Below are 13,004 nucleotides of genomic sequence, written 5' to 3'. Positions count from 1 at the left end.
GCCGCCGAGGAGCCGGCGAAGCCCGCGAAGGCTCCGGCGAAGCCGAGTCGCGCCAAGCGGGGCAAGGCCCCGATGCCGTCCTGGGAGGACGTGCTGCTCGGGGTGCGCAGCTCCGGTCACTGAGCGCACGCTGGTCCGTCGCTGGCGTGTCTTCAGGACGTACGAGTCAGGACGCGGGATTCCGCCTACAGGGCCTGCGTTGAATGCCGCTTCAGTTCGAGCGTTGCCGGTGAATGTGAGTTACCCATGCGCTCACGAAATCAGTTGTCGCGATTAGAAGCTCGATCGCCCTCGCGAGACGGAGCTATTGCCTACACCGACGCCGGAACGGGTAGGAGGCGGTGGACGCGTCGCGGGTTCGCGACGCGAAGCCGCACCGCGGACGGTGCGGTGCGAGTAAATTTTCGGTGTGGTCGACGACGCGCGTCGGCACCGGACAGGCCACCTCAGCGGTGTGCCGGTCGACTCCATCGCGCGTTGCTCGAAGTTCGCGGAGTCCATTCGTGCAACTATCGGGAGGTGCCGGAATGCTATCCAAGGCTTGGTCGCTCTGGTACGTCGACACCCCCGACCCCGTGGCGGTCCTGCGCGCGAACCACGACCCGGATCCCCGAGCCGCACTGGCACTGGCGAGGCAACTGCACGAAGACCGCGATGTGCAGCCGATCATGGTCGGCACGCTGGCCGGTTGCGCGGGCCCGCAGAACGACGAGGTGTACATCGGTTGTTTTCCGGGCGTGACGGTGCTGTGCTCGCCCCAGGCCGCGCGGATCCACCCGACCGAGATCCCGGAGTTGCTGGTGCGCCCGCTGGCCTCCGAGCACACCTATCTGGTGTCGTTCGACATCGAGCACGGCTGGGGCGCGTTCGCCCATTGGGAGCGCGGCGAGTTCCGCCGAGCGTTCAGCTCGACCCGGGTGAACATCCTGGAGGACGAAGGACTTCCGCTGGTCTGGGAGCGTTCCTACTGGGCCGGCGAGCATCCGGTGCGGTGGCGCGCGGGCGAACTACCCGACCCGCAGGCGCTGCCGTTCGATCCGCCCGACTTCGCCGACGCCGCCAACGACGAATGGCTCGGCTTCCACTACCGCGGTCCGGTCGCTCCCGGCGCGATCGTGCCCGGTGACATCCCCGTCTGCGGCTTCGCGCTGTACCCGAAGGGCAAGCTGCCCGATCCGGCGATCCGCGGCCCCGCCGACGGCGGGGCGCATGCGACCTCGCGCAGGCGCGGCCTGTTCGGCTGGCTGCGCGGACCCGACCCGGTCCGCTAGGCGCGTCGCCGACCGGCGTGACCGGTCGGGCTAACCCGCCGATCCGCCGAGCAGCAACGCGATCCAGCCGAGCAGCACGCCCGCCGCGCCGCCGCCGATCACCCACCGCGTCACCGGCGCGAAACGCCAGCGCCACGCGGTGGGCGCGGCGCCGCCGACCGCGACGAGATTCACCGCGACCGCGAGCAGCGGGTGCACCTCGGCCAGCGCGGCACCGAAGGAATACACCGCGACCGCCGCCAGCAGCGCCACCATGATCGCCACGGTGAGGCCCGCGCCCCACGGCGTCGGGTCCTGATACGACGGATACGGTCGATACGGCCCGGTCATGCGGTCCGCACCCGCTCGTAGAACGCCATCGCGGCCGCGGTCGCGACGTTGAGCGAATCGGTGCCCGGGGTCATGGGAATGCGCGCGCGGACGTCGGTGGCCCGCATGGCCTCCTCGGTCAGTCCCGGCCCTTCGGCCCCGAGCAACAACGCCACCCGCTCCCCCGTCATCGCCGTCGCCAGATTCGCCGCGGCCGGGTTCGGAGTGAGCGCGATGATCTGGAATCCCTTGCGCCGCAGTATATCCAGTCCTGACGGCCAATCCGGCACGGTCGCGAACGGCACCCTCAGCACATGTCCCATCGAGACCCGGACGGCGCGGCGGTAGAGCGGGTCGGCACAGCGGTCGCCGAACAGGATCGCGTCGGCTCTGAGCCCGGCCGCGTTGCGGAACATCGCGCCGAGATTCTCGTGGTCGTTGACGCCTTCGAGCACCGCGACGGTCCGCGCTTTCTCGACCACCTCGTCCACGCCGAGTTCCGCGGGGCGGCGCGCGACGGCCAGCACGCCGCGGTTGAGGTGGAACCCGACCACCTCGGCCATCACCTCGGCCGTCGCGCGGTAGTACGGCACGTCCACGGCCACCAGGTCGTCGGCGAGTTCGCAGCGCCTGCGTTCCACGCCGAGCAGCGCGGTCGGCGCGAAGCGCGAATCGAGCATCCGCTGGACCACCACGACGCCCTCGGCGATCACCAGTCCCTTGCGCCCGGGGAGATCGGGCCTGCGGTCGGCCGACTTGAGATCGCGGAAGTCGTCGACCCGGGGGTCGGCGGGGTCATCGATATCGATCACTTCGGCCACCGCTCCATCCTGCCGGGCGGTCGCGCCCGGTTCCGAATCGGTGTTCGCCCGGTGGTCGCCGAGCGCGGGAAAATGCGGTGCGGGCAGGGACGCGAACGTGGGATGGTCGAGGCATGACCCTCCCGGGAATCACGATTCGGTCGGCTACCGAGGACGACGGGCCCGCGATCATGACGCTGGTGGAGACCTCGTTCGGCACCCGCTACGACCCGGCCGAGCTGCACCGGATACCGCTGCTGTTCCCTCCGGAGAACTCGATCGTCGCGGTCGAGGGCGGACAGGTCGTCGGGCACCTGCAGGCCACCACCATGACGGTGACGGTGCCCGGCGAGCGGACCGTGCCGGTGTGCGGCATCGCGGGCGTCGGCGTGGCGCCGACCCACCGGCGGCGCGGCATTCTCCGCGCCATGTACACCGAGCAGCACCGGCGCATCGAGGCGGCCGGGCTGCCCCTGACCATGTTCACCGCCAGCGAGGGCGGCATCTACGGCCGGTTCGGCTACGGGCCCGCGACGCGGGAGAACGCCGTCGGCATCGAACGCCGCCTCGCCGAGTTCCTGCCGACCGCGCCGGACCCCGGCGGTGTGACGCTCCGGACGCCGAACGAACTGCGCGCGGCCGCGGAACGGATCTACGACCGCTGGCGCAGACTGGTGCCCGGCGCGCAGGTGCGTCCGGCGGCGGCCTGGGACATCGTGTTCGACGACCCGGAACGCTTCCGGGAAGGCGGCACCACCCTGTTCGGCCTCCTGCACGCCGACGGCTACGCGCTGTATCGGTTCCACTCGGACGGCAGGGCGAGAACGGTCGAAGTCGTCGAGATGCGGACGGTCACCGCCGAAGCGCACGCGGCACTGTGGCGGGCCCTGCTCGGGCTGGATCTGGTCCGGCGGGTGGACGGCGTGCTCACCGACCACGACCCGCTGCCCTATCTGCTGACCGATCCCCGGCTGGTGCGCACGACCGCCCGCTACGACGGACTGTGGCTTCGCCTGATGGACGTTCCCGCCGCGCTGACGGCGCGCGCTTACGCGAGCGAGCTCGATGTGACCCTCGAGGTGACCGACCCCTTCCGGAACGCCGGCGGCACGTTCGCGCTGCGGGTGCGCGACGGTCAGGCGGAATGTGCGCCCACCGACCGCTCGGCCGATGTCGAACTGGGCATCGACGTGCTCGGCAGCATGTATCTCGGCGCGTATCCCGGCCGGGTGTTCGCCGCGGCGAACCGGCTGCGGGCCAAGGATTCCGCGCAGGTGCGTGCGCTCGACGACGCCTTCCGCACGGAGCGGGACGCGATGCTCGGCTGGTTCTTCTGACGACGCGCACCGCGCCCCGCCGCCGGGAAGGAAGAAATGTCCGAATCGGCGCGCGGCTGGCATGCTGGTCTCATGAAGCCGATTCAGTTGGTTCTCAATATCCTGTGGCTCGTCCTCGCCGGGTTCTGGCTGGCGCTCGGGTACATCGCGGCGGGGATCATCTGCTTCATCCTGATCATCACGATCCCCTTCGGCATCGCGTCCTTCCGGATCGCCGCCTACGTGCTGTGGCCGTTCGGCCGGACCACGGTGGAGAAGCCGGGGGCGGGCGCGGGCTCGTTGATCGGCAACATCATCTGGTTCATCGTCGCGGGCTGGTGGCTCGCGCTGGGCCACCTGATCACGAGCATCCCGCTGTTCGTCTCGATCATCGGCATCCCGTTCGGCTGGGCCAACCTGAAGTTCATCCCCATCTCGCTGTTCCCGTTGGGACGGGAGATCGTGGACAGCGACCAGCCGTTCGGAACGCGGTAGTCGTCGGCACATCCGGCCGGATCGGCCGCCCTTGTGCAGGTCACGCTGTGCCCGCCTGCACGGCGCCGTCGCGATTCTTCTGTGATCTACGTCACAGAGTGTTAACGAAATCACACCCCTGTGCGAATGTTAGCTAGAAGGTAACTGACGTTTTCCAGTGCCCATCGCGCCCCGAGCGGGTGCCGAGCCGACCGCACAGGAGGGCTCCACATGACCGACCGCACTGCCCCGGACACCGCGCCACTCGCGCCGATCGCGGCGGTTCTGGGCCTGCTGCTGATCGTCGTCGCGGCCACCCAGCTCACCCGCCTCCCCCGCTGGGCCGCCGACTACGGGGTCCTGGTCTATCCTGCCTTCGTCCTCTGCCTGACGATCGCGGGCGGCCTGCTGTGGTGGGGCGCCGGAATCCTCGTCCGACTCGTCCGGACGAACCGCTGAACCTGCCGCCGTCGACGGCATCGGCATCGAATGTTGTTGCGGCAGAACGGACTACTCGGACTCCGCGACGATCTGCTTCATGATCGCCACGGCCCGGGTGAGCACGACGAGTTGCTCTTCGGTGAGCGTGGACAGCTGCTCGGTCATCCACGCCTCCCGCGCGCTGGCCTCGTCGGCGATGAGCGCGCGCCCCGCCGGGGACAGCGAGACGATGATCTGACGGCCGTCGGTCGGATGCGGGTTGCGCTCCACCAGATCGAGATCGGTGAGCGAGGCGATGACGCGAGTCATGGACGGGGGCTGGACGCGTTCTTTCGCCGCGAGCGCACCCGGAGTCATCGCGCCCTCCCGCGCGAGGGTGGCGAGCGCGGAGAGTTGGGTCAGCGAGATCTGCGAGTCGGCCCGACGGCCGCGCAGGTGCCGCGTCAGTCGAACGACCGCCAGCGAGAGCTCACCAGCGAGGGCTCTGACATCCGATGGCGTTGTCACAGTGGCAAACGATACGGGACCGCGCGCGGCCGGTCGCGGGTTCCCGCGCTCCGGGACGGCCGCGCTTCCGCTCGGCCGACGGACTTCGTCTCGCCGGGCCGATTAGGCTGAACCCGTGACGCAGAATGTCCCGCAGCTCCCGCCGCGCCTGACCGATCCGCGCCCCGTGCTCGCGGTCGGCAGCGCGCTGTGGCTGGTCGCCACCGTGGTGGTGTGGGCGGGCGGGGACCGATGGGCGTCGGCCCGCCCGGTCTGCCTCATGGGGCTGGTGGTCGGCCTGATGGCCCTGGTGATCTATCTCGTCCAGCGCCGCGGCGCGCGGCGCGGGGACAAGGGCGCGCAGACCGGTTTGTAGCCCGCCTGGTTACGGTCGGCCCACCTCGAATTCGTCGGTGGCGCCGGTGAACGGGTGGAGTGCGCCACTGGGATCGAGACGGGTCGCGTAGTGCTGGAAACGGTAGCGTCCCGGCTCGGCGTCGAGTGGGATGTCCCAGGTGAAGCGGGCCACCGACGCGGCGGGCCCGTGCTTGCTCCAGTGGTATCGCACCGCCCACTCGCCCTCGTTGGCCACCCGCACCCATTCTCCGGAAGCATTCCGGCGCTGCACCTCCAAGAATGTCCCGTTGCGGCGGTTGTCGTGTTTCGGATGCGCCGAGACGAATTCGGCCACTACGCGGCCGCCCGGCCCATAGGACGGGTGCGGCTGCACCAGCACGTCGCCGAAGCCGCGGCCCGGCGCGGCCGCGTCCGGACCGGCGCCCGGCTGGAAGTTCGGCTGCAGCTGGGACACATCGCGCGGCGCCGGGCCGCGCGGCACCCGGCCACCGGCGGCGAAGGCCGTGGCCAGCCGCGTGAACTCCTGCTGATAGGCGCACAGGGTGTAGCGGCCGAACAGTGTCGAAGCGCCCTCGTACTGCTGGGAGTCGTATTCCTCGGGCGTGGTGACGTATTCGTGGTAGGCGTTCGCGTAGCCCTGCATGAGCACCTGATCCAGCGGGACGTTCAGCGCCGCCGCGACCGCCTGGCGGATCCGCAAGCCGGCCGTGATGGTGAATTCCCCACCCGCGGCGGCCAGATAGAGTTCGCCGATCCGAACGAGCTGAATCGGCAGCACATTCGGCACCCAAGCCAGCGGGGGCAGCATGCCCAGCGGCACCGCGATCGCCTTCGGCGCCTGCGCGTCCGCCAGCCAGGCCGGTGCCGGCTGGGCCGGGTCACCGAGCGCCTCGAGAAAGGGATTGCGCACACCTTCCGGAATGGGGCCGCCCGGCAAGCCCGGACCGTCCTCGACACTGCCCGCGATCAGCGAGACACCCGCCGCGGCCGGTGCGGTGCGCCGCGGCAGGCCGTCCGGTGTGAAGCGACCGTCCACGGCGATGTCGGCCAGGTCGATGTAGCAGAGCAACCCGTCCACCGGACCGGAGATCGAGCGCGCCTGGGCCGCCGCGTCTTTCGATGCCGCGTACTGCCGCTCGCCCAGGATCCGGGTGTTGTCGAACTCGTCCTCGGTGGGGCCGGAGCCCGGACGCAGATTCAGGTTCGGGGACATGTCACCGGCGTTGGTCTGCGCGAAGGCGGCCACGAACGCGGGCTTGCCGTCCAGGTAGCGCACGCCGTGCTCGATGTGCTCGCCGGAGAACGAGGCGTAGCCCTTGTTGTCCGAACTGATCAGCCGGTTCGCGTTGGTCATCGAGGTGTTGTGGGTGGCGAACCAGGTGATGGTTCCGACCGACCGGCCGCCCTTGCGCAGGACGAGCGTGGTCACCGCGGGATCGATGGCGTCCGGGAAATGTTGCCTGTCCGCGAGCGGATTACGTTCCCAGGCCACCCGCGAGCGGTTCACGCTCGCGTTGTGCAGCTCGGTGTGGCCGACCGCGAGCGAGCCGGGGCCGAGATCGGCGTGCGCGGCGGCGATCGCCTCGACGATCCCGTTCACCTCGGCGTCGTAGACCTGCTGCTGGAAACCGAGGATGGACAGGTTGTAGGCGTAGTCGTGGCTGGAGCCGCCGCAGGTCGCGTGCGAATGCGTGGAGGTGAGCAGGACGTTCTGCTCGGTGTACAGATCGCCGAACCGCCGGGCCAGTTCGGTCAGCACGCCACGGTGCACGGACTGGAAGATCATCCCGTTCTCGGCGACCACGAAGACGATTCGCCGCCCCGCGCTGCCGATGACGAACGCCCGCGCCCGCGGGCGCAGGTGGATGCCCGCGGTCTGCTGCTCGAGCTGGGAGTAGCCCATCATGCCGCATTCCGCGGCCGGGCCGGTGATGTCGGAAAGCCCGACGCCGATCTCGTAGCCGCCCGAATCCGGGGCGGCGGCCGCCGGAACGCCGAGCACGCCACTCATCCCGGGCACCGTCGCGGCCGCGAGCGTGGCCGAACCGATCGCGGTCCGGGCCAGAACAGTTCTGCGCGACACCGACATACCCGTCTCCCTTCTGTCCCGATGCAGCGAACCACACAACTGGTCACTCGTCCAGTCGAATTTTTTCCGCCCGCGAATTGACTGCGCGGGCCGTGCGCGCTTAACTCCCTTGGGTGTCCTCCCGATTGAGCGTCGAAGAACGACGGGCCCACCTTATCGAGGCCGCGATCGGCCTTGCCGAGAAAAAGGGCGTCGCGGGCGTGACCACGCGCGATGTCGCTCAGGCGGCCGGTGTCTCGCTCGGTGTGGTGCATTACTGTTTCGAAAACAAGGACGCGCTGATGACCGAGCTGGTCAAAGCGTTGTCGATGGAATTGCGCGATTCCGTGGACGCAAACGAAACGGTATGGCAGGACGTCGGAAGTGGAAAAGAAGCCCTTCAAAAATTGATCCGTGCCGGACTCGAACTCATGTGGCTCAACATTGAAGCCACTCCGGAACGACAGCTGCTCACTTACGAAACGACCACTTACGCGCTGCGGGAAGGCGAACAAACCCCGGCGAAACTGGCGATCGCGCGCGAACAGTACAACTTCAACGACTCCACCGTCGCCGACATCCTGGAGCACGCGCGCGACGCGACCGGCACCAACTGGTCGGTCCCGGTGCAGACGTTGAGCCGCTTCACGCTCAATGTCATCGACGGTGTGGTGCTGCGCTGGCTGGTGGACAACGACAGCGAGAGCGTGCGCGTGCAGCTGGATCTGTTGAGCGAGATGATCACCCAATACGCCGCGCACTAGCCGCGGGCTCAGCTGCGCGGTTGCGGCGCGCGAACGTGTACGGCCGCGCCGGTCCGCCACCAAGGCACCGCCACCGTCGCCTCGATCGCACCGCTCAGCCGCACCGTCAGCTCTCGGTGCACGATCAGCTCGCCCGCTTGGGCGGGCAAGCCGAATACCTGGCGCAGCACGACGCCCAGTGGCTCCGCCGCCCAGGTCGTGCGGCGTCCGGTCTCGACCACCTCGGCGGTGACGGCCTCGGACACCAGCGGCAGATCGAGCAGAGCCGCCAGGGCCGAAGCGGTTTCGGTATCGCCCGCCACCACGCGGTCCGGTGGCACCGCCAAACCGAACCACGGTTGATCGAGGACGAACGCGTCGCCCGGATCGACCACGGCGCCGGAGAGCGCGCGCACACGATCGGGTGGTCGCAGCTCTTCGAGATCGAGCAGACCAGCGGCGACGGCGGCCGCCAGACGCGCGTGCGTCCGCGAGACGACCTCCGGCGCGGGCGTTCTCGATGGATCGGCGAGCGCGTCCAGCAGCGCGGCGGCCAGCTCGTCGGTGATCGTCCCGGGGTCGGCGAGAACCGCGCGATAGGCGTCCGGGTCCACGCCGGCGACGGTGAACGCCGGTAGCAGTCCGTCGAACTCGGTATCGGCGGGATGACGGAACAGGCCCAGCGCGGTGCTGTCGATCCGCGCATACGTGCGCAGCCACCACGCGGTGTAGCCGCCGGCGTCGGCGAGCAGGCGGCGGGTGCGCGGCGTCGCGGCCAGCTGCCGCAACGCTTCCGGCCAGGCCCGATCATCGACCAGGTCGAGGTCGCGGACGGCGATCAGCTCCGGCGGATCGTCCGGCAGCGTGGACCACCACTGTTCCTCGTCGGCCAGATCATGATCGGGGCCGGTCGGATCGGCCTCGACGATCACACCGAAATCCCAGCCGACGCCGACCGCGCGCAAAGCGTCCGCACCGTAGCGTTCCACCAGCTGGGGGTCGAGCGTGCCGAACGGCGCATCCGGCACGAGCAGTTCGCGCAGCGGCGCGCCGGGCAGCAGCAGTTCGTCGGCGGACCGCGGTTCGCCATCGACGTCGGGCAATTCGAGCAGTCCGAGCCAGGACGGCAGCGACTGCGGGTCGGCGTGCGCGGCGAGACGCAGGACGGCGTCGGCGGTGTCGGGATCGCCCGGATGATCCTCCAAGTCGGCCCGCAACCCCGGGTCGTTCAGGAGATCCTCGGCGGTGGCCGACCGCGCGCCGAGCCGAGCCAGCAGCGGATGCGCGGCTTCGGGGTGCGCCAGCCTGGCCCAGTGCACGGGGATCGCGACCTCGAGCTGATCGTCCAGCACCACGGTGCGCGGCCCGGTGACCAGTCGGCCGTCGGCCAGCGGAACCGCCAGCGCGCCCAGCTCTTCGGCCGCGAGCGGATCCACCACGAACGGTTCCAGCGCGGCGTAGAACTGCCGCCACCAACTCGGCGGCCGCTCCAGGCCCCCGGACAATTCCGCGAGCCGGGCCAAACCGAGCCGGTGCACGTCCAGCACGCCCATGGCCTCGGCCTGGGCCCGCCCGGAGAGGTCCGGGATCACCAAAGGGCCGACCACGTCGTCGAGCAGCGCGGCCAACTCCGCGGTCAGACCGGTGAAGACATATGCGCGGGTGGGGACGGCGACTTCCTGCGGCGGTGCCCCGACGGCTGCGAACGGCGCTTCGGCGAAGGGGGAAGCGGCACCGGGCTCGCCGACGGGGATCGATGGAGCGCTGGATATGTCGGTCGGTTCGGCAGGCCATTCCTGCTCGTCCGCAGCGGCGGATTCGTCGTGGAAACCAGGCTCACGGCCTGGTTCAGCGTCGCGGGAATCTTCCTGCGGAGCGCGCCGTGGGGTGGCTACGACCGGCAGCCAAGGATGGGATCGCAACTCGTGCAGCAGGGCTTCGCGCAGCAGACCGTCGGCCTCGCTGCGAGCGAAACCAGGCGCGGGAACCAGCACGAGACGGTCCCGTGGCGCAAGGGCGCGGGCGAAATCGGCGTAGCCCGACGCCAATTCGGCGAGCCGGGCGCCGGGCAACAGCCTGCGACGATCCGGCTGCATGGGGATGTCGGCGATGAGCAGCGCGGGCAGCGACAGTTCCTCGTCGGAGCGGGTGGGCGCTCGCAGCACGTCGGGAGCGGCGGCCACCGGCTTGCCGTCGCGCACCGGCAGCAGCCAGCGGGCGCGCGGTGTGCGGTACTGCCACCAGGTTCGCTGTTCGCTGCCCGGACCGTCGACATAGACCTCGTGCATGCCGCCGCCCATGTCTTCCGCACTGCCGACGAATTCGTCCGCGCCGACGCGGATGCGGTGCAGAGCGGGCAATTCCAGCAGCAGGTCGACAGCTTCGGCGCGCATCGCAGCCAGGAGCGCGTCGGCGTCGACGTCCGCGCGCAGGCGCAGCACCACCTCGGTGTCGAGACCCTCCGACGGTCGCGCCTGGCTCGGCCAGGCCATCCGCAGCACCGGCGGGGCGAATTCGCCGGTTTCGACGGCGGGAATCCGGATCTGGTTGCTACTCAGGTTTTCCCGGGTCCGGTCGCGGGAGAACCGCAGGGATCCGGAGGTGGACCGCAGCTCGATGTCGTCGCTCACCGCGAGCACCGCGGTGAATCCGACGCCGAACTGGCCGACGGCGCCGTCGCCGGATTTCGCCGACGCACGCAGGGCGGTGAGCGCGTGCACGCCGGAGACGTCCAGCGGCGCACCGGTATTGCCGATGGACAGGACACGACCGTCGAGCCGGACGACGAGATCACCGTGCACGCCCGCCTTGCGCGCGGCGTCGGCGGCGTTCTGCGCCAGCTCGGTCAGCAACCGGTCGCGATAGCCGGCGCGGACCAAGTCGTGCTCGGTCGCGGCGTCCTCCCGCAACCGCGTCGGCGAATCACGCCATGCGGCGAGCACTCCCGCCCGCAACGCCGCCGTGCCGAACGGATCGGCGGCCTCGGTCAACTCCGCGGCGATGACTGGAACCCCGGCCGTGTCTCGGACTCCGGCTCGTCACCGACCGTGGAATCGGCCGGCGCACCTGCGTTCTCGGTTCCGGTCTGCACCGGCGAATCCGTAGCGCTGGTCGCCGGGACGCCGGGCGCGGCGGCGGAGGAAGCTTCCGCCTCGGACGCACTCGACCCGGTGCCGGACGGCTGGACGGGATCCGAACCAGCCGCGGGCTGCTCCACGTCGGTCACCGCATCCGACTGCGTGTTCACCGAACCCGGCTCACGGTCAGCGGTCACCGGGAGAGCTGCCTCGTCCACGCTCGTACCGGATAGGCCCGATGCGGCGGTGCGCGGCTCGGCGGGCCGGGACTCCGACGAGCCCGACTCCACCGCGGACTCGGTCGGGACGGTCACCTGCTCGGCCGGACTCGACTCGGTACCGACCGAACTATCCGAGAAGTCGCCGGTGCTTTGCGTATCGACCGACGCGGCAACCACAGGGGCCGATCCGCTTTCACCGGTGGCCGCGGGGGTGTCCGCCGCGTCGCCCGTGCGGAGCGCTGGGCTGGGGTCGTTGTCGTCCTCCGTGCTGCGCGGCTCGCCCTGCGCGGCTGCGGAACTCGCGTCGGTGGCAGCAGACGTGGTGTCGTGCACCGTCGGCGGCTCAGCGACGTCGTCCGTGCTGGGCACCTCCCGCCCGGCGGACGGAACGATCGATTCCGCAGCCACGGCGGCAGAATCGATTTCACCGACCCCGGCGGCATCGGGCTCGGTCACCTCAGGACCCGCAGTCGCCGTCCGGTCGGCGGACTGGCCGATGCCGGGCACACTCGGAGCCCCGGCAGTGGCGTTCACTTCCGGGACAGCCGCGTTCTCCGAGGCCGCCCCGCCAGCCGCAAGCCCCTCCGCGCCGCCGACGTGCTCGGCACCGGCAAGGTCGTCGGTTGCGGCATCGTCTTGGGCAGGAGGAACCACGCTCTCGGCCACCGCAGCGCCCTCGGCCACCGCAGCATCGTCGGTAAGCGCAGTGGCTTCAGGGACCTCCGCGCTCTCACCGACCGCAGGCGCCGTGGCAAGCACAGCATCGTCCGCAACAGCAGCGTTTCCGGCAGCCGCAGTCGCCTCGGCGACCTTCGCGTCCTCGCCGACCGCAGGGGTCTCGGCAATCGCAGCTTTTTCGCCCACCGCAGCGTTCTCGGCAATCACGGCATCCTGGGTAACCGCAGTGGTATCGGTGACCTCCGATTCCTCGCCGACGGCAAGCCCTTCGGCAGCCGCAGCTTGCTCAGAGAGTCCCGCGGCCTGAGCGACCGCACTGCCCTCGGCAACCGCAGCGCCCTCGGCGACCTCCGCCTCTTCGACGGCCGCAGCGTCCTCGACAGCCACAGCGTCCTCGACAACCGCAGCGTCCTCGACAACCGCAAGGTCCTCCGCGACCGCCGCGTCCGCACGGACCTCGGCGGTCCCCATTACGTCCTCCGCCTGTTCCGCCGCCACGGACGCACTGCTCGCCTCGGCCGCACGGTGCCGACCACCACCCGCGGGCTTATCCGCCTCGGCGCGCGCGCGTCCCTTTTCGGGCGGGATCACCTCGATGGCCGCGTCGTCGTATGCCTCGTAGAGCGGGGAGCCGCCGCCGGTGGGGGCCTCGGTGTCGGAGTGCGCGCCACAGCCGTACGCGACGTGGACGACGCGCCCGTCGGCGCCCATGGCGTTGCCGCAGACGCCGAACGCGGTGCGCAGCGCTCCGGCCAGTGGCAGG

The 13,004-nt window shown here is 70.3% G+C and carries 13 protein-coding genes; 7 read left to right on the top strand and 6 right to left on the bottom strand.

What is annotated here, in order from left to right; genetic code table 11:
* Positions 1–123 (top strand): septation protein SepH (sepH, locus tag ON19_RS43560; RefSeq protein WP_255218363.1); only part of this gene is annotated, 123 nt, incomplete at its 5' end.
* A gap of 404 nt (positions 124–527) precedes the next feature.
* Positions 528–1,271, top strand: coding sequence for a DUF6928 family protein (locus ON19_RS03770; protein WP_043686814.1), 744 nt, complete (start codon positions 528–530; stop codon positions 1,269–1,271).
* Between the two features lie 30 nt (positions 1,272–1,301).
* On the opposite strand, the gene ON19_RS03765 is transcribed toward ON19_RS03770, so the two are convergent.
* Together ON19_RS03765 and ON19_RS03760 are read right to left on the bottom strand one after the other, a co-directional pair.
* A complete protein-coding gene (locus ON19_RS03765; protein ID WP_043686811.1) occupies positions 1,302–1,601 on the bottom strand; it encodes a DUF2537 domain-containing protein in 300 nt (99 codons plus the stop codon).
* The gene (locus tag ON19_RS03760) at positions 1,598–2,401 is read right to left on the bottom strand and encodes a TrmH family RNA methyltransferase (RefSeq protein ID WP_043686808.1); all 804 of its coding nucleotides are present in this window, start codon (positions 2,399–2,401) and stop codon (positions 1,598–1,600) included. The genes ON19_RS03765 and ON19_RS03760 overlap by 4 nt, the downstream gene beginning before the upstream one ends.
* A 113-nt stretch (positions 2,402–2,514) precedes the next feature.
* Here ON19_RS03760 and ON19_RS03755 point away from each other — a divergent pair, with 113 nt between their 5' ends.
* The 3 genes from ON19_RS03755 (at position 2,515) to ON19_RS03745 (ending at position 4,629) form a co-directional block, all read left to right on the top strand.
* Positions 2,515–3,717: a GNAT family N-acetyltransferase gene (locus tag ON19_RS03755; protein ID WP_043686804.1), complete on the top strand. Its 1,203-nt coding sequence runs from the start codon at positions 2,515–2,517 to the stop codon at positions 3,715–3,717.
* A gap of 72 nt (positions 3,718–3,789) precedes the next feature.
* A complete protein-coding gene (locus ON19_RS03750) occupies positions 3,790–4,191 on the top strand; it encodes a YccF domain-containing protein (protein ID WP_043686801.1) in 402 nt (133 codons plus the stop codon).
* A gap of 210 nt (positions 4,192–4,401) precedes the next feature.
* Complete coding sequence (locus ON19_RS03745; RefSeq protein WP_051168496.1) at positions 4,402–4,629, top strand: hypothetical protein; 228 nt, start codon at positions 4,402–4,404, stop codon at positions 4,627–4,629.
* Positions 4,630–4,680: 51 nt separating this feature from the next.
* Here the strand turns inward: ON19_RS03745 and ON19_RS03740 are convergent, their stop codons facing one another.
* A complete protein-coding gene (locus tag ON19_RS03740; protein WP_043686798.1) occupies positions 4,681–5,118 on the bottom strand; it encodes a MarR family winged helix-turn-helix transcriptional regulator in 438 nt (145 codons plus the stop codon).
* Between the two features lie 115 nt (positions 5,119–5,233).
* On the opposite strand from ON19_RS03740, the gene ON19_RS03735 reads away from it, so the two are divergent.
* Entirely contained in the window at positions 5,234–5,473 is a 240-nt protein-coding gene (locus tag ON19_RS03735) for a DUF2530 domain-containing protein (RefSeq protein WP_043686796.1), read from the top strand.
* 9 nt (positions 5,474–5,482) lie between these two features.
* Here ON19_RS03735 and ON19_RS03730 read toward each other — a convergent pair whose 3' ends face one another.
* Positions 5,483–7,543, bottom strand: a complete 2,061-nt coding sequence (locus tag ON19_RS03730; RefSeq protein WP_043686793.1) for a neutral/alkaline ceramidase — start codon at positions 7,541–7,543, stop codon at positions 5,483–5,485.
* A gap of 125 nt (positions 7,544–7,668) precedes the next feature.
* Between ON19_RS03730 and ON19_RS03725 the strand changes: the two genes are divergently transcribed.
* The gene (locus tag ON19_RS03725) at positions 7,669–8,286 is read left to right on the top strand and encodes a TetR/AcrR family transcriptional regulator (protein ID WP_227954594.1); all 618 of its coding nucleotides are present in this window, start codon (positions 7,669–7,671) and stop codon (positions 8,284–8,286) included.
* Between the two features lie 8 nt (positions 8,287–8,294).
* Here the strand turns inward: ON19_RS03725 and ON19_RS03720 are convergent, their stop codons facing one another.
* Together ON19_RS03720 and ON19_RS43235 are read right to left on the bottom strand one after the other, a co-directional pair.
* On the bottom strand, positions 8,295–11,207 hold the full coding sequence (locus tag ON19_RS03720; RefSeq protein WP_051168497.1) for a sacsin N-terminal ATP-binding-like domain-containing protein: 2,913 nt from the start codon (positions 11,205–11,207) through the stop codon (positions 8,295–8,297).
* 44 nt (positions 11,208–11,251) lie between these two features.
* On the bottom strand, positions 11,252–13,004 hold a 1,753-nt coding region (locus ON19_RS43235; RefSeq protein WP_051168495.1), incomplete at its 5' end, for a DUF3027 domain-containing protein.

Origin of the sequence: Nocardia abscessus NBRC 100374 (assembly GCF_000308455.1) — a bacterium.
Classification (GTDB): Bacteria; Actinomycetota; Actinomycetes; order Mycobacteriales; family Mycobacteriaceae; genus Nocardia; species Nocardia abscessus.
The sequence above is the reverse complement of the archived record's forward strand: the minus strand, read 5'-3'. Positions and strand labels throughout refer to the sequence as shown.

Excerpts from the sequence above, each read along its gene's own strand:
- ON19_RS03765 (WP_043686811.1), bottom strand. The coding sequence starts at position 1,601 with ATGACCGGGCCGTATCGACCGTATCCGTCGTATCAGGACCCGACGCCG.
- ON19_RS03750 (WP_043686801.1), top strand. The coding sequence starts at position 3,790 with ATGAAGCCGATTCAGTTGGTTCTCAATATCCTGTGGCTCGTCCTCGCC.
- ON19_RS03730 (WP_043686793.1), bottom strand. The coding sequence starts at position 7,543 with ATGTCGGTGTCGCGCAGAACTGTTCTGGCCCGGACCGCGATCGGTTCG.
- ON19_RS03755 (WP_043686804.1), top strand. The coding sequence starts at position 2,515 with ATGACCCTCCCGGGAATCACGATTCGGTCGGCTACCGAGGACGACGGG.
- ON19_RS03745 (WP_051168496.1), top strand. The coding sequence starts at position 4,402 with ATGACCGACCGCACTGCCCCGGACACCGCGCCACTCGCGCCGATCGCG.
- ON19_RS03770 (WP_043686814.1), top strand. The coding sequence starts at position 528 with ATGCTATCCAAGGCTTGGTCGCTCTGGTACGTCGACACCCCCGACCCC.